Source organism: uncultured Marinobacter sp. (genome assembly GCF_913055835.1).
Classification (GTDB): Bacteria; Pseudomonadota; Gammaproteobacteria; order Pseudomonadales; family Oleiphilaceae; genus Marinobacter.
Genome location: NZ_CAJXKQ010000004.1, coordinates 113,403 through 129,833 on the forward strand (window position 1 = coordinate 113,403; position 16,431 = coordinate 129,833).

The window sequence follows — 16,431 nt, forward strand, 5'->3', positions numbered from 1 at the left end:
AGGCGACTAGCCATGACGGATATGAAGGACAACGGCAACGCGGCACGGGAGACCCTGGCTCGCATCATCGATACCTGCTCACCGGCAAACTTGCTGAGCTGCGGCAGCCTGGCGAACGAAGTGTCGCGCATCTGGCAGAAACACCAGGAGGGTGTGGACGTACGCACCCTGGACACAATCGACCCCAATGCCAATCTGTTCATCGACCGGGTGGCCGATCTGGCACTGGTCACCGAGACGCTGGAACATCTGCCCCACGACGAAGGTGCCCTGCTGCTGGGTCAACTGAGGAACTACGGTACCCATCAGATTGCCGTTCTGGTGGGAGAGACTCCTGACTGGGCCTTTACCGATTTCATCGGCCTTGGCTTCAGACGCCATGCCGAACTGGAAAATGATAACGGCGCACTCACGCTGTATACCTACAATCTGGATACTTACAACCACAAGCGGGCCTGGAACAATCCAGAGAACTGGGCCAATCCGGAAATGTGGGGCAAGGCATGGTGGTAGCAAACGAGGGGGCAGAAAGCACGGCGGTGGGCAGTCCATCTTCCAGAAAACTCAAACCCAGTACAATCCGGATCGGCACCCGGTACCGGGCCAACCGCCTGAAAGGCCCTTATGACGCTATCGTGATCGGCTCCGGCATTGGCGGCCTGACCACCGCCGCCTGCCTGGCCAAGGCGGGCAGGAAAGTCCTGGTACTCGAACAGCATTACACCGCCGGCGGCTATACCCACAGCTACGCCCGCAACGGTTACGAGTGGGACGTGGGCGTTCACTACATTGGCGATATGGGTTCACCACATACCCTGGGCCGTCGCCTGTTCGACTACATCACCGACGGCAAGCTCGAATGGGCACCCATGGACGAGAACTACGACCGGTTCTTCCTGGGTGACAAGATCGTGAATCTGCGTGCCGGCAAGGAAGGGCTGCGGCTCTCGTTGCTCAACGCCTTCCCGGATGAGCAGGAGGCCATCGACCAGTATGTGAAACTGCTGGGCAAGGTGGCGGATGGCATGCAATGGTATACCCTCTCCAAGCTCACACCCGGGGTTCTGGGCCCGATCGTTCACAAGGGTCTGGATGTGGCCCTGCCGGACTGTTTCAACAAGACCACCTGGGAAGTCCTGAGCGAACTGACCGATAACCAGGAGTTGATCGGTGCCATCACCGGCCAGTGGGGTGATTGCGGTGTCACGCCCAGGCAATCCAGCTTTATGGTCCATGCGCTGATTGCCAAACACTACCTCTACGGCGGCTTTTACCCTGTTGGCGGAGCCTCTGAAATTGCGAAAACCATTATTCCGGTGATTCAAAAGCCCGGCGGTGAAGTATTCACCTACGCCGATGTTACCGACATCCTGGTGGAGAGCGGCAGGGCAACCGGCGTGCGAATGGCCGATGGCGAAGAGATCCGGGCGCCACTGGTTATCAGCAACGCCGGCGTCATTAATACTTTCGAGAAACTGCTGCCGGCCGAGGCCGCCGAACAGGTAGGCTACAAGAGCAAACGCCGGCACATCATTCCCTCCATGCCCCACATTGGCCTGTACATCGGTCTGAAAGGCACGCCGGAAGAACTGGGGCTGCCCCGGACCAATTTCTGGATCTATCCCAGCGCCGATCACGACGGCAACGTGCAACAGTTCCTGGATGACCCGGAAACCACCGAGTTTCCGGTGGTGTATATTTCCTTCCCGGCAGCCAAGGACCCGGATTACCAGAACCGCTGGCCGGGCACCTCCACCATCGAGATCGTGGCGCCAACCACCTGGGAGATGTTCGAGCCCTGGCAGGACACCACCTGGGGCAAGCGGGGCGAGGACTACGAAGACCTGAAACAGAAAATCACCGACCAGTTGCTGGAAGTGATGTACGAGAAACTGCCCCAGCTCCGGGGCAAAGTGGATTACGTGGAGACTTCCACGCCGCTTTCCACCGCCTGGTTCTGCCGCTATGGCCGGGGCGAGCTGTATGGCCTGGACCATAATCCAGAGCGGTTCGAGCAGGACTGGCTGAAACCGAAAACCGACATTCCCGGTCTCTACCTCACCGGCCAGGATATCCTCACCTGTGGCGTGGTCGGCGCCATGATTGGCGGCCTGGTCAGCACCCTCGCCATTCAGGGCTGGCGGGGGGCCGGTCTGGCGAAACGTATTTTTGTGGGATAGCGACAGAAAATATGACCGTGTCTGAAAACTTTCAGGAACCCGAGCTCTCTCGAATTATCGAAATGGCCTGGGAAGATCGCACACCATTCGAGGCCATCGAGACGCTTTACGGATTACCGGAGAAGGACGTCATACGCCTGATGCGCCGGGAACTGAAGCCTGCCAGCTTCCGGCTCTGGCGCAAGCGGGTAACCGGTCGCAACACCAAGCACCGCCAGTTGCGGCCGGAAGGTGTCAGCCGCGGCTATTGCCCGACCCAGTACAAGCATCGTTAGGCGCTTCGCCGTTGGCATTGCCGCCAAGGTTGCGAGATCATAGACACTCAGCTAACAAGCAAGGATTCCATTCGATGGCACTGTTCAACCAGAGAAACGCCCAAAAACAGCTGGACGCCGAAGCCAGCAAGGTTCATCGGGCGGACCTGGAAACACTGCTTGACCGTCAGCGCAGTATTGAAGAAAAGGTGAAAGGCAGCGGCAAACTGTCGCGTTTCAGTACCGACATCAAACTGATGTTTTCCATGATCCGCGATTACTGGTATGGCAATTACCGCAGCGTACCCTGGAAGACCGTCGCAGCGGTGGCCGGCGCACTGTTATACGTGATGAACCCGCTGGATGTGATTCCGGACCTGATTTTCGGCTTCGGTCTGGTGGACGACGCGGGCGTTGTCGCCCTGTGCCTGAAACTGGTGGAGTCTGATATTCACCGCTATGCTGCCTGGAAAGAACAGCAGGAAGAACTGGAAAGAACCCCTGAGACGAATTGATTAAATTCTGATCTGAAGGTAACCTCACATCCCTCATCAGAACAGCCCAAACCCAATCTGGAGATACCGTGGATTTCGCCACTCTTATCGGTCTTGTTGGCGCAATTTTGCTTATTGCCTCGGCAGTTATTCTTGGTGTCTCCCCGTCGGTTTTTATCAACCCGCCATCCCTGCTGATCGTTGTTGGCGGCACCATGCTGGTGGTTCTGGCGAAGTTCAGCTTTGCGCAATTTTTCGGAGCCTTCAAAGCAGCCGCCCGCGCCTTCAAGTTCAAGTTGCCGGAAACCCAGGCCAGCATCGAAGAGCTGGTTGAGATTGCCGGCATTGCCAGAAAGGAAGGGGTTCTGGGACTGGAAGATCGCGAGGTAAGCAGCCCGTTTCTTGGCCAGGGCATTCAAATGCTGGTGGACGGACAGGACGGCAAAACCATCAAGGAGCTCCTGAACAAGGAGCGCCTGATGACTCTCGACCATAACCGCTCCGGTGCCAAAGTCTTTACCGCCATGGCGGACGTTGCACCTGCCATGGGCATGATCGGCACGCTTATTGGGCTGGTCCAGATGCTGTCAAACATGGAAGACCCGAAATCCATCGGTCCTGCCATGGCGGTTGCACTGCTCACCACGCTGTATGGCGCCATGATCGCCACTATGATCGCGACCCCGATTGCCGATAAACTTTCTCTTCGCATGACCGAGGAAGCGCGCATGCAGTCGCTGTATATCGATGCCCTGGTTGCCATCCAGGAGGGCACTAACCCACGCATCATCGAGCAGATGCTCTCAAGCTACCTACCACCCAAGGAACGTGAAAAAGTGGCCGAAGCAGAAGGCGCGTAATCATGGACGAGTTGCCAGAAGAGGAAAAGCCGGGGATTCCGGCGTGGGTTGTTACCTTCGCCGACCTGATGTCCCTGTTGATGTGCTTCTTCGTTCTGCTACTTTCCTTTTCGGAAATTGACGCCCAGAAGTTCAAGCAGATTGCTGGTGAACTCTCCAAAGCCTTTGGTGTTCAACGCGATGTTCCCGCCCTGGAAATTCCCGAGGGCACCAGCCCCATCTTTGACAAGTTCTCCCCGGCACCTCCGGAACCCACAGTGGTTAACGAGGTCAAGCAGACCACCACGGAGGAAGCCCCGGAACTCCAGACCCTGAAAAGCCCCACCGACATGGCCGTTGAAGCCGCCATGGAAGAACAGATGCAGGAAACCATGGACGACATCCTGAAAGTCCTGGAGCCTGCTATCGCCGATGGGCGCATCAATGTGAGTGAGGATCAGCGTCGAATCGTGATCCGGGTGGAAGAAAAGGGGTCTTTCCCCTCGGGCTCGGCCCAGCTGACCTGGGAATTCGAAGGCCTGCTGCTGGACATGGCGGAGGTTATTGAAGGCATTCCTGGCGATCTGACCATCGAAGGCCACACCGACAACGTGCCGATCCGCACCGACCGGTTCTACAGCAACTGGGATCTCTCGGCGGCAAGGGCCGCCGCCGTGGCCAACGTGCTGGTCGCCCGGGACCAGGTGGAACCGACTCGCCTGTCCGTCACCGGTCTGGCGGATACCGAGCCCAGGGTGCCCAACACCTCGGCAGAGAACCGGGCCAAAAACCGGCGCGTGGAAATCATCATCGATCTCTCAGGTCCGATGCAGGAACAGGAAGTCCGGTTGCGGGAGCTGATCCAGTCCGAATCAGACGATGAGGAGTCCATCCTCGGGATCGAATCCGACAGTTCAACACCCAACGAAATCAGCTGGTAGGCGCATCTATTTTGGTGCGCACAACCCGATAGTGCACGGGGATGGTGCAATTCTAAGCCGAAATTTCCTTCCTGCACCTCGCCCCGATCTCTCAACTGCCCTTCAGCTCTTGATCTGCATCGTTTTGGAACAGCTCTTGCTTTAGCTGCACCTCAACAATGCACAACCCAACGTAAAACGGCCCGACAGAGGCCGGACACACAACATCAGGAGCGAAAACCCGTGGACATCACGAGTGCAGTACACACCCTGACAGAAAGCGCCAACACGCTGTTCATTCTCATCGGCGCCATTATGGTGCTGGCCATGCATGCCGGCTTTGCCTTCCTGGAAGTGGGCACCGTTCGCCACAAGAACCAGGTGAATGCCCTGGTCAAGATCATGACCGACTTCGGCATCTCTGCCGTCGCTTATTTCTTTATCGGCTATTACATCGCCTACGGCAGTCATTTCATGAGCGGCGCCGCCGAGCTCACTGCAGCCAACGGCTATGATCTGGTGAAGTTTTTCTTCCTGATGACCTTTGCCGCAGCCATTCCCGCCATCGTGTCCGGTGGCATCGCCGAACGGGCAAAATTCTATCCGATGCTGATTGCCTCGGGCCTGATTGTTGCCTTTATCTATCCCTTCTTCGAGGGCCTGATCTGGAATGGCAACTACGGCTTCCAGGGCTGGCTGGAGAACCAGTTTGGTGCATCTTTCCATGACTTTGCCGGCTCCGTTGTAGTGCACGCAGTGGGTGGCTGGATTGCCCTGGCGGCCGTTCTTGTTTTGGGTGCCCGAAACGGGCGCTACCGCAACGGCAAGGTTGTGGCCTTTGCCCCCTCCAACATTCCCTTCCTCGCCCTGGGCGCCTGGATCCTGACCGTTGGCTGGTTTGGCTTCAACGTCATGTCTGCCCAAACCCTCGACGGCATCAGTGGCCTGGTGGCGGTAAACAGTCTGATGGCCATGGTCGGCGGCATCCTAGTTTCCATGCTGCTGGGCCGCAAGGACCCGGGCTTTATCCACAACGGTCCGCTGGCCGGACTGGTGGCGGTGTGCGCGGGCTCGGACCTGATGCATCCGGTTGGAGCACTGGTGACCGGCGGTGTGGCCGGCGCCATCTTCGTATACCTGTTCGAGTGGGCACAGGCCAAAATCGAGCGACTGGACGATGTACTCGGTGTCTGGCCCCTGCACGGCGTCTGTGGTGTCTGGGGCGCGATTGCCTGTGGCATCTTTGGCCAGGAAGCCTTGGGTGGCCTGGGCGGCGTCAGCCTGATGTCGCAGATCATCGGCTCGGTGGCCGGCGTTGTGGTGGCCTTTGCTGGCGGCCTGATCGTGTACGGTATTATCAATGCGATCTCGGGCCTGCGCCTGACCGAAGAGGAAGAGTTCAACGGGGCGGATCTGAGCATCCACCGGATTGGCGCAAACGCAGTTGAATAAGCGCTAGACGTTCAGTCGCCGTAGCCGGTCAGCTCCATATAGCCCTCGCCCGAGTGGCTGCCGGCAACGGTGACCGGGCTCTCCCAGTAAGGGTAGAGCCCGCTATTCAGATAGTCTCCAGGAGGTGCCGACACCTCCAGTTCCACTCCGTAATCCGGCACCTCCAGACGCCATTGGCGGGGGAAGCCCTCGTTGCCAGGATTGGCCGGGCGAAGTCGGAGCTGGTCGGGCTGAAGCGCCACCGGCTTGCCATCATCAGGAATCCAGGTTCCCGAACGAAAGCCACTCTCCTGTTCCCGCAGCCGGAAGGCCATCAGCTTGTCCCCGGAATCAAGGTGCAGGGCAAACCAGTCCCAACCCTGCTGGCCGGATTTGAGAAACTGACTGCTCCACTCCCGGTCAAACCAGCCCTTCCCGGTAACGTTCAACGTCCTGTCGCCCAGGGTAACCGTGCCTTCTATTTGCAGGTCCACCAGGCTGAAATACATCGAACCCTCGCCATCGGCAGACTTGGCACTGAAGCCGTTGTCGCCGTGCGCAACAGGATCGCCATTAACCCGAAGTGTCAGATCGTAGGACCAGCCATCCTCCGCGACCTGCAAACGCCAGGGTTCTTTCCAGGAGCCTGCTTCAAGCTGCCAGTCATCCAGCCACACGGCCAAAGGCTCCGCTTGTGCACCGGCATGGCCAACGTCGCCCCGGGCCAGCTTCTCCGCGAAGTAATGCCGGGTATCAAAGCTCACCGCAGCATGGGCCATCCAGGCCGCCTCCAGTGGCCAGGTGTCTGCCGCGGGAGGCTCAGCGTTTGCCGACCTGGGTGTGATCGCCTGGCGGAACTGGGTCCATTGCAGGCCAAGCGGTTCCCCGTCCGAGGTTTCCAGATTGGCCGTCAGATACCACCACTCGATCCGGTGCTGGGGGTGGGGGCCAAAATCATCGGGAAAGGTAAGTCGTTCTCCCGGGCCGGGCTGCAAAAACGGCACGCCGGATTCGTTTTTCGCGACCCCGGCCAGTCCGGCAAACCCTGTTTCTTGCGGTGGCTCCGTACACCCGGCCAGAACCACCATGAATCCCACCAGAACCCAACGTCTCACCGGTCACCTCCCGCCAGTGCGTTGGCATTCACGGGCGCGACCGTGGGTGATTTCAGTTGGCGACTCATCAGCAAGGCAATGCAAAGACCGATCAGCAGGCTCAGTACACCAAGTTCGAGCCAGAACTCCGGGTAGACTGCCATGGGCAGGGACCAGCCAAACGCAATGGGATTGATTCTGTGCACCAGAACCCAGGTCAGCCAGATGCCTAGCGGCAGCGCCAGCAGAGCAATGGCCCCGGTCAGCGCCACCGACAACCGGATCAGTTGCGCCGAGGCCTGCCGACGCGATAGCCCCCACACCACCAATAGCCGGAAATACCAGGCCCGGGTAGAGAAGAACACCCAGCCCATCATCAACAGGGCGATCGCCGCCAGTATCAGGGTCAGGGTGGTCATGGCCCGGGTCAGCAGGAAGGTCTGGTCGAAAATGGCGGAAGCGAGTTCCTTAATGGCACGATTGTCCCGAACCGTTAGCTCCTCCACCTGCCAAATCCGCCTCAATTCATCGGTGACGGTGTCGATAGAGAGGTTCCCGGGCGATACCGACAGGCTCTGGAAACCGATGGTGAAGTCCGGCGGAAGCATCGACGCATTTACCAGGATTTCACCGGCAGGGCGACCATAGTCCGGGTAGACTGCCAGCACCGGAAACTCGATCGACTGGCCACCAAGGACAACCGTCAGATTCTGACCAACCCTGACGCCATGCCGGCGCGCCAACTGCTCGTTGACCATCACGCCTTCCCCCTGCTGCAGGCCCTGCCAGGGCTGTGGCGTTGATTCAAACAACTGCCAATCGGTTACCAGCGGGCCGACCGGCCCCAGAGCAAACACGTCCACGTTCGTGCCTGTACGATCCTCACCACCAGGCAGGGTTGCCCGGCCGCGAATCACCCGGTGCCAGAGTCCTGAAGCTGCCAGTTCCGGCTGCGCGGCAAGCCAATCAAGAGCCGGCGCCAGGTCCCCGGTTTCAGGCACTTCAATGTAAAAGTCTGCCTCAAGCCGCTGCGCCAGCCACCGGTCAAACGTGCCTTCAAAGGTAGTCACCAGTGCCTGCACCGCCAGCACCATCGCCATGGCGAACTGCAGGGCCACCAAAGGCAGGGCCAGGCGGCGCGCCAGGACGGAAAGCTCCCGATGACGCCAGCGCGCCTGCAAATCCCGATCGCTTTCGGCCCGCCTGTCGGCAAGCCAGGCAATCAGACCGGGCGCAAGGATGCCGGCCGCCACGAATACCATGGCCACCGCGACAAAGAGCCAGAGAAGATCCATCACCCAGACCGACAGGGCAAGGCCGGCTACAAGCATAAGCAACACCGAGCCGCCGGATCGGCGGTTTCCGCCCACAAGCCTGCGGGCCAAGGGGCGCAGGAAATCCGCCAGGCACGCCACGAGAACCACCGCCAGCATGGTTGCAAGCGGGACCAGCCAGTTACCACCCTGGCCCGCATACAACGACTGATCGAACAGCCCCTCGAGCGCCTGCCCGAATCCGCTGCCCAGACCGGTCGCCAGCCAGCGACCCAGCCAGATACCCGGCACTATGCACACCAGGGCCAACAGCAGGATCTCCACAACCAGCAGGCGGTTGACTCGACTCTGAGGAACACCAAACCGGTGCAGTAGCGCGAAACTGTCTCGACGCTGCGCCATCCCCAGCAGATAGACACTGCGCACCAGCAAGGCAGTAATCAGCAGAACCAGCACGCCCAGCGCATCAAGATTCAGCAAAAAACTGTCGCCGAGCTCACCGGTGTCCGGGCCAACCCGGAACGGCGCCAACCGATACCCGGCGGGAAGGCCCCCGATACTGCCGGCATCGGAGATCAACAATGACAGCTGGCCTGCCTGCTCTCTGACAAGCTCGGCCGCTTCACTGATATCAACAAAGGGCCGACCATCCAGCTCACCCTGCCAGGGCGCTTCTTCGCTGGCAGGTTGCTCAAAGCACCCGGCCGCCAGTGGATCAACACCCACCAGCCGTCCGCCTTCCGGCGAGGACACTTCCAGCCAGGGCATCACGCATAGTCCCGCCCGACGAAGCTCTACGAAATCTGCCACCGTCATGCGCGTGCCGTCCTCGCGGGTTACCTGCTGACGCTCGGCCACAGCCGATTCGCTCTGGTCCAGGCTGGCCCTGGCCTGGCTGGTGAGGTGGTACACGCCTGTCCAGAGCATGGTAGCCAGCACAATCATGGTAGCCAGTGCCAGCAGCTGCAGGGGGTGACGGCGATAGTGGCTGAACAGGGCGGCAAGAAGAGTCATGGCGGGCTCAGGTTTCCGACAGATGGCCGAGATCCAGGTGCCGGCCACACCGGGCGGCCAGCTCTGGATCGTGGGTGGCGAGAATCAGGCCGCAACCGTGCCGAGCCTGCAACTCGAAAAGCTGGCCGATGACCGCCTCGGCGGTCTGCCGGTCAAGACTGCCTGTCGGTTCATCGGCAAGGATCAGGGCCGGCTTCATGGCAAACACCATGGCCAGTGCCGCCCGCTGGCGCTGCCCGCCGGACACCTGATCCGGGAATCGGTCTGCAAGCTCACCGATCCCCAGTCGCTCAAGCCAGTCCTGGCATTCTTCCTCGGATTGACCGGCAAGCCGGGCCCGGAAACGGACATTATCCAGCAGCGACAAGGCCGGCATCAGGTTGGCTTCCTGGAACACAACCCCGATCCTCTGTCGGCGGAGGTTGCCCCAACGGGCTTCATTCTTGGCCGGCACCTCGGGCTTCCGGGAGTCAAACGTCTCACCGAGAACCTCAACCAAGCCTGCATCTGGTTTTTCGAGACCACACAGGATGTTCAGCAGGGTACTCTTGCCGGACCCGGAACGACCGGTCAGGGCCAGAGAGTCGCCCTCGTCCAATCGCAATGAGAGATCCCTGAACACCTGCACCGGTTCATTGCCGCTGCGAAACTGTTTGTTCAGGCCCCGGGCCCGAAGCAAAGAATCAACCATGTCGCTCCTATCCCGGTATTCGGGCTTAGTAATCGGGCTTGTCAGTCCGGTGCTCCCAATGGCTCGGCGTGGGAGCCGTGACGGCCGGCCCGCCACTCGCGGAACTGTTCCAGCCAGGACAGCAACGCGGGTATTACCAGCAGAACCAGCAAGGTCGATAGCCCAAGACCAAAGGCAATGGAGGTGGCCATGGGGATCAGGAACTGGGCCTGCAGGGAGGTTTCGAACATAAGAGGCAACAGTCCACCAATGGTGGTCAGTGAGGTCAACAAAACCGCCCTGACCCGCTGCACAGCGGCCTCATTGAGTGCATCGGTAATCCCCAGCCCTTTTTTTCGCTGCTGGTTGTAGAAAGCTACGAGAATAATAGCGTTATTGACCACAATCCCGGACAGACCGAACAGACCAAACAGGGACAGAATGGTCAGCTGAAGCCCCATCAACCAGTGGCCCAGCAACGCGCCCACCAGGGCAAACGGTATGATGGCCATGACAATCAGCGGCAGACTCCAGGAAGCAAACACCCAGGCGAGTACCACGTACATGAGCGCCAGACCGATAACCAGGCCGGTCTGCATGTCTCCCAGTGTCTCCCTCTGGTCAGCCGCGCGGCCCTCAAAGCTGTAACGCACGTTGTACCGACTGGCGATATCGGGGAGGGCTTCCGCCTCGAGACTGCTCAGGATCTGGTCGGTGGTACTGACCCGGGTGTTCAGGCCCGAGGTAACTTCAACCGCCAAGCGGCCCTCGGCGTGTCGCAGGGCCTGGAAGCCCTGGCGGTGGTCGAGGTTCATAACCTGGTTCAACGGAACGAAACGGCCGTCCGGCACCCGAACCGTGATACGGGAGAGGGTCGACAGTCGCTCCCGCTGATCCTGGGGCAGCTGTACCCGAACCTCCACTTCGTCACGGCCATCCTGGTAAATCTGGGCAATCCGGCCATCAAAGGCCGCCCTGAGCTGGCGTCCGAGATCCGAGGTGGTCAGTCCCAGTGCTTCGCCGTAGGCACTGACCTGATAAATCAGCTGTTCCCGGCCCCAGGGCATGTCGTCCTCGACGTCCAATACTCCGGGCAGAGTCGACAGCGCCTGGCCCAGTTCATCCGCCGCTCGTTTCAGGTTTTCGGCGTTCTCGCCGGTCAGGCGCACATTCACATCCCGACCCGGCGGTCCGGCCTGACGTTCGGAAATGGTCAGGTTGTCCAGCCCGGCCGGGGTCTCCAGCCGGCTGCGCCACTCGGTAATGAATTCCGGGTTGCGGACGGAGCGACGGTCGGACGGCACCAGTTCGATCATCATCGAGCCCAGCTCGTCGCCGCTGCGGGAACTGCCCTCAGCACCCTGGGTTGCGCCCCTGGTGGTGACTGCGTGCAGGATGAAATCACCGCCCAGAGCCTCTTCAGTCTCATTGAGCGTTTGCTGCATCTGGGTCAGGAAGTCATCAACCGTGCCGCGATCGGTGCCGGCCACAAAGCTGGCATTGGCGTAGAACACAGACGGCTCTGGTGTCGGGAAAAAGTTGAACCCGAGCCGGCCACCGGCCAGCAGACCAACCGTGACAATAGCCAGGGCCACCGCACTTGCCACTGTGGCGCCCCGGTGTTCCAGGCTGTAACGGGAAAACCGGCGAAACCGGCCTTCCCGGAAATGATCGAAACGCTGCTCGAATCCTCGCCGGAAGCGCTCCACAGGACCGGGCCTTTTCGGCTCAGCGTCTGCCTGCCCCGCTTTTTTCTTGCGCCGGGGCACGAAGGCATGGCGCAGGTGCGCCGGCAGCACGATGAAACACTCAAGCAGGGACGCGACCAGAACGCAGATCATCACCAGCGGTATGTCGCCCAGGATATTGCCGATGACGCCCCCCACCACCAATAACGGCATGAAGGCTGCGACCGTGGTCAGAGACGAGGCCAGCACCGGCCAGACCATGCGCTTGGCGGCACCTTCGGAGGCGTAGATGGATTCCTCGCCCATTCGTGCATGGGCGTCGGCGTCCTCGCCCACCACAATGGCATCGTCGACGATCACCCCCAGGGCCATAATCAGGGCAAACAGGGAGATCATGTTGATGGAGCCACCGATCAGCCAGAGCACCGCCATGGCCGCCAGAAAAGCTGTTGGAATACCCACAGCCACCCACATGGCAACCCTGCCCGGGAGAAACAGGTAAAGCAGGCACACCACAAGCACCAGACCGCCCAGGCCATTGTTCACCAGCAGCGAGATACGGTCGTCCAGAAGCTGCCAGGTCTCGTCGTACACCTCCAGTTTTACCGTCGGCGGCAGTACCGGCCGGGTATCCGCCAGCCAGGTTTCCAGTACTTTCGCTGCAGCCAGCGAGTTGCCATTCTCCGATCGCTGCAGTTGCAGCTCGACCGCAGGCTTGCCATTCTTTTCCAGGGTCACCTGGCTCTCACGGGCCTCCTGACGAATGATCGCGACATCGCCCAGATTGAGCTGGATCCGTTCACCACTGAGCACCGGAATACTCTCGAACTCCTGGGGACTCCGCCGTTGTTCCACGGCCCGGAGTTCCCGGGTGGCATCCTGCTGCGCCATCATGCCGGCGGGCAGATCACGGGAGATGGCGGCCACTCGCTCGGCAATCTGGTCCAGTGACAGCCCCAGTGTCTCCAACCGTTCCACCGGGACATCTATGCTGATCTGCTGCTCGGGCAGGCCGCGAATCGACACCCGGTCGATACCGCGCTGAAGCAGTTCATCCTCAAACCGGTAAGCCAGTTGCCGCAACTCGCTTCGGTCAACATCACCAAACACCAGCAAACGGGCCACCGGCTCGTAGCGTTCTATCCGGGTTACCTGTGGCTCTTCCGCCTCGGCAGGGAAGTTGGTGAATTCGTCCACCTGCTGGCGCACGTCGTCCAGGGCCTGGATCGGATTGGTGCCTTCCTCGAATTCGAGCGTTATGGACGACACACTCTGGGCCGAGGTGGAGGTCATTTTCTTCAGGCCATCCACGCTGCGCAGGCGCTGTTCAAGCGGGTTGGTGATGCCTTGTTCCACGTCTTCCGCAGACGCGCCACTCCAGACCACCCGGACACTGACCACGTCCAGAGCAAAGGTCGGGAAGAACTGGATGTTCATGCGGGTCAGAGCCAGCACGCCGCCGAGCAGCATCACCAGCATTACCAGGTTGGCAGCGACCCGGTGATGAACGAAAAAGCCGATGACGCCCTTTTTTCGCCTCATTGCGCCGCTGCTCCGGAATCCGCCACATCCACTTTGAGGCCGGTGACCGCATTCGGCAGGTGCGTGGTGATCAGTTGCGCGCCAGATACCAGGGCCTCGCCGGATACCAGCAGGCGGCGCTCACCATTGCTACCCCGGGCCTCACCTATGCGCTCGATCCGGGCGCGCTGCATCCGGCCATCTGACGACATCAGGTAAACGCTGTCGGCGCCATAGAGAGCACTGAACGGAATGGACACAGTATTGCTCCGCGCCGCCCGCTCCAGAGTTACGGGCAACAGGCCGCCCGGTCGTATTCCCCCGGCCTCGCCTTCCAACTCAAGAATGGCTTCGGTCCCGGAAGCGTCACTGGTGCCCGCAAAGCGAACGAGGCGGAATCGATGCTGATCGCCCTTGCTGGTAGCCATGAGTACTTCGCCGCGTTCCAGCGCATCGAGAAGCTCACCGCGGAACATCTCAGGAACCCGGGCCCTGAGTTCAAGACCAGCCACGGGATACAGCGACAGCAGGGGTTCATTGCGGCTTACCTGGTCACCTTCAGCCACCTGAATGTCGGTAACGATGCCATCGAAGGGGGCGGTCATGCGGGCCCGTTCGGCATCACGCCGGGTGCTGACCAGATTCGCCTCCGCCTGGGCCAGTTTTGCCTCCAGGCTCTGAAGCCGCGCCGGATGCTCTTCGATCGCGCGCTGCCGGGTATTTACCGTGAGTTCTGCTCTTGCGGCTGCATCCGTGGCCGCTTCCACTGCCTCGCGGGAGGCCAGATTGCGATTCAGCAGTGACCGGGTCCGCTCAAGCTGACGGCGAGCGTTTTCCAGGATCGCCTGTTCGCTGCTCAGGGCCGACTGGTCATTCCGGTAACGCACCTGTTCCGATCGAATCTGGGCTTCGAGGTCTTCCACCTGTGCTTCGGCCTGGGCCAGGGCCGGCTGGATATCGGCATCATCCAGAGCCACCAGAAGCTCGCCTTCACGGACACGCTGCCCCTCCGTCACCGGCCGGGCACCGATACGACCGGCCAGAGTAGCGGTTACGGTCAGTTGCTCTGGTGCAAGAACCTCTCCGTACAGGGGCAAAACCGGCGTATGGGTGGCTGGTTCAATCCGCTGGACCTGAACCCGCCAGCTGCGTTCAGTAGCACTGACTTCTGCAGGCTCCGGACGGGTCATCTTGAGAATCATGAAACCGGCGATACCGACGGCGAGAATTAGTACGGGAATGAGTCGTTTGGACATTACGTGCTGGCCAGCTAAGGTAAATAAAGCCCATCGGGCTGTCAGGTTCAGACTACTATACAATCAGGGCTTGTTTTCGGATCGGACAAGCCCGGGTACTGCGTCAATTTAACGCGGCGCATCCTCCATTCATGGCAACGGAGCACATCGATCTTGGCAGTAGAACATCATGTCAATCTCCTCAACGCAACGTTCATCAACGCGTTGATTGTTGCCGTCGTGGTCCTGATCCACCACGAAGCTCTCATTCATTTAAGCGGGCTCCTGTCGAGGATGCGCCAGAGCCACCGCTTCCGTCTGATTGCCGCGGTGTTTGGCGTTCTAGCCGCCCACACCCTGCAAGTCTGGATTTTTGCCAGTGCCTTCTACTTCATGCACCACGCCGAGGGCTGGGGGTATCTGGCCGGCAATTTCGGCGGCAGTATCCTCGACTGCGCTTACTTCTCCTTTACCACTTTCACAACCCTCGGCTACGGCGATATCGAAGCCTTCGGTATCCTGCGGTTCCTCACCGGAATAGAAGCACTGGCCGGGCTGGTTCTGATCACCTGGAGCGCTTCGTTCCTGTTCGTTGAAATGCAACGCTACTGGCCCACTCGTTAGGGAACTTCCAGGACTCAGACTTTAGTCGCAAATCGACGGCTACTTTGCGTAAAGTCTGATCTAATACCGGTAGTTCGCAAAATATGCATCGTCTTTGTACATATCGACCCAGCGCTCCGGATACCCAGACCAGACCCATGGAAAGTTATAGGGAATCACAGAAGCACCTTGCCCGTCCGTACCGCAAAGCCGTACTGAAGACGCTGCTGATCCTCACCGCCATCAGCGGTCTGCTGTTTTTCACGCTCAATGTCCAGAGAGGGAACTACCCTCTGGCCTTTGCCGAGATTGGCATGGCGTGCTACTCGGTTTTTATTTTCTGGGCAATCGGCAACACCAAACACCTTGAGCGCTGGATCCTGGCGTTCATCCTGCCCTTTTGCATCACGATGATGTTCGCTCTCACTTCGCCCCGGGCAACAACCACGGTTTTTGCCTGGGTACTGTTGATTCCCATCCTCTCCCACCTTCTGATGGGCCGTCGACTGGGCCTTCTGGTATCTGCTGTTTTCATGGGTACGGCGGCCATGATTTTCTTCTTCAAATACCACGATGCACCGGAGATGATGCAGCCTCTTCCCATTGCCAATATGGGGCTGATGTCACTGACTATTCTTGCGTTCTCCCACATTTACGAGATTACCCGGGAACAATCCGAATCACGCCTGCTGAAGATGGCCCAGACCGATGCGCTGACTGGCCTGGCCAACCGGGCGCGCCTGAGCGACGTGTTCGAACAGGAGCGCAAACGCAGCCTGCGAAATAGAATGCCGCTTTCCATGTTGGTTCTGGATCTGGACCATTTCAAAGAGGTCAATGATCAGCACGGTCATGAGGCCGGCGACCTTGCGCTCCGGCATGTTGCCAGCACACTCCGGGATTCGCTCAGAGCGACCGATCTGGCCACCCGGCTGGGGGGCGAGGAGTTCGCCATTCTGCTCACCAACACCACTGCGGACCAGGCCCATCGGGTGGCTGACAAGATCCGGAATGCAATTGCATCAAATCCCGTTCCCTATCAGGACCAGACCATCCGACTCACCATCAGCGGCGGCATTGCCCAATTCGGTCCGGACGGTGCCGATCTGCGTAGCCTGATCGGCCGGGCGGACCAGCACCTTTATCATGCCAAGGATTCAGGCCGTAACCGGATCGTCAGTTCCAACGACGCCCTGGCGCCCTGCCACGTGTAA

Annotated in this window: 14 protein-coding genes; 9 read left to right on the forward strand and 5 right to left on the reverse strand. The window is 59.9% G+C overall.

What is annotated here, in order from left to right:
* The first annotated feature begins 12 nt into the window (after positions 1 to 12).
* The 7 genes from QZ534_RS04120 (at position 13) to QZ534_RS04150 (ending at position 6,139) form a co-directional block, all read left to right on the forward strand.
* On the forward strand, positions 13 to 513 hold the full coding sequence (locus QZ534_RS04120) for a DUF6231 family protein (RefSeq protein ID WP_296931704.1): 501 nt from the start codon (positions 13 to 15) through the stop codon (positions 511 to 513).
* Positions 504 to 2,180 (forward strand): NAD(P)/FAD-dependent oxidoreductase, encoded by a 1,677-nt coding sequence (locus QZ534_RS04125; protein WP_296931706.1) that lies wholly within the window; start codon positions 504 to 506, stop codon positions 2,178 to 2,180. Before QZ534_RS04120 ends, QZ534_RS04125 begins: the two co-directional genes overlap by 10 nt.
* Positions 2,181 to 2,191: 11 nt before the next feature.
* Positions 2,192 to 2,455 carry a TIGR03643 family protein gene (locus QZ534_RS04130; RefSeq protein ID WP_296931708.1) on the forward strand — a complete coding sequence of 88 codons (264 nt, stop codon included), beginning with the start codon at positions 2,192 to 2,194 and terminating at the stop codon, positions 2,453 to 2,455.
* Between the two features lie 74 nt (positions 2,456 to 2,529).
* Positions 2,530 to 2,949: a YkvA family protein gene (locus tag QZ534_RS04135; protein WP_296931710.1), complete on the forward strand. Its 420-nt coding sequence runs from the start codon at positions 2,530 to 2,532 to the stop codon at positions 2,947 to 2,949.
* Between the two features lie 68 nt (positions 2,950 to 3,017).
* On the forward strand, positions 3,018 to 3,788 hold the full coding sequence (gene pomA / locus QZ534_RS04140) for a flagellar motor protein PomA (RefSeq protein ID WP_296931712.1): 771 nt from the start codon (positions 3,018 to 3,020) through the stop codon (positions 3,786 to 3,788).
* A gap of 2 nt (positions 3,789 to 3,790) precedes the next feature.
* Positions 3,791 to 4,708, forward strand: coding sequence for a flagellar motor protein MotB (locus QZ534_RS04145; protein WP_296931714.1), 918 nt, complete (start codon positions 3,791 to 3,793; stop codon positions 4,706 to 4,708).
* Between the two features lie 222 nt (positions 4,709 to 4,930).
* Positions 4,931 to 6,139 carry an ammonium transporter gene (locus QZ534_RS04150; RefSeq protein WP_296931716.1) on the forward strand — a complete coding sequence of 403 codons (1,209 nt, stop codon included), beginning with the start codon at positions 4,931 to 4,933 and terminating at the stop codon, positions 6,137 to 6,139.
* An 11-nt stretch (positions 6,140 to 6,150) separates the two neighbouring features.
* Here the strand turns inward: QZ534_RS04150 and QZ534_RS04155 are convergent, their stop codons facing one another.
* Genes QZ534_RS04155 through QZ534_RS04175 form a run of 5 tightly spaced genes read right to left on the reverse strand, consistent with a single transcriptional unit; the run spans position 6,151 to position 14,635 of the window.
* Complete coding sequence (locus QZ534_RS04155; protein ID WP_296931718.1) at positions 6,151 to 7,233, reverse strand: lipocalin-like domain-containing protein; 1,083 nt, start codon at positions 7,231 to 7,233, stop codon at positions 6,151 to 6,153.
* Entirely contained in the window at positions 7,230 to 9,500 is a 2,271-nt protein-coding gene (locus QZ534_RS04160; RefSeq protein WP_296931720.1) for an FtsX-like permease family protein, read from the reverse strand. The genes QZ534_RS04155 and QZ534_RS04160 overlap by 4 nt, the downstream gene beginning before the upstream one ends.
* A 7-nt stretch (positions 9,501 to 9,507) precedes the next feature.
* Positions 9,508 to 10,191: an ABC transporter ATP-binding protein gene (locus QZ534_RS04165; RefSeq protein WP_296931722.1), complete on the reverse strand. Its 684-nt coding sequence runs from the start codon at positions 10,189 to 10,191 to the stop codon at positions 9,508 to 9,510.
* Positions 10,192 to 10,232: 41 nt separating this feature from the next.
* Positions 10,233 to 13,400 (reverse strand): efflux RND transporter permease subunit, encoded by a 3,168-nt coding sequence (locus QZ534_RS04170; RefSeq protein WP_296931723.1) that lies wholly within the window; start codon positions 13,398 to 13,400, stop codon positions 10,233 to 10,235.
* The gene (locus tag QZ534_RS04175) at positions 13,397 to 14,635 is read right to left on the reverse strand and encodes a biotin/lipoyl-binding protein (protein WP_296931725.1); all 1,239 of its coding nucleotides are present in this window, start codon (positions 14,633 to 14,635) and stop codon (positions 13,397 to 13,399) included. Before QZ534_RS04175 ends, QZ534_RS04170 begins: the two co-directional genes overlap by 4 nt.
* A 153-nt stretch (positions 14,636 to 14,788) precedes the next feature.
* Here QZ534_RS04175 and QZ534_RS04180 point away from each other — a divergent pair, with 153 nt between their 5' ends.
* On the forward strand, positions 14,789 to 15,238 hold the full coding sequence (locus tag QZ534_RS04180) for a potassium channel family protein (RefSeq protein ID WP_296931727.1): 450 nt from the start codon (positions 14,789 to 14,791) through the stop codon (positions 15,236 to 15,238).
* 137 nt (positions 15,239 to 15,375) lie between these two features.
* Positions 15,376 to 16,431, forward strand: coding sequence for a GGDEF domain-containing protein (locus QZ534_RS04185; RefSeq protein WP_296931730.1), 1,056 nt, complete (start codon positions 15,376 to 15,378; stop codon positions 16,429 to 16,431).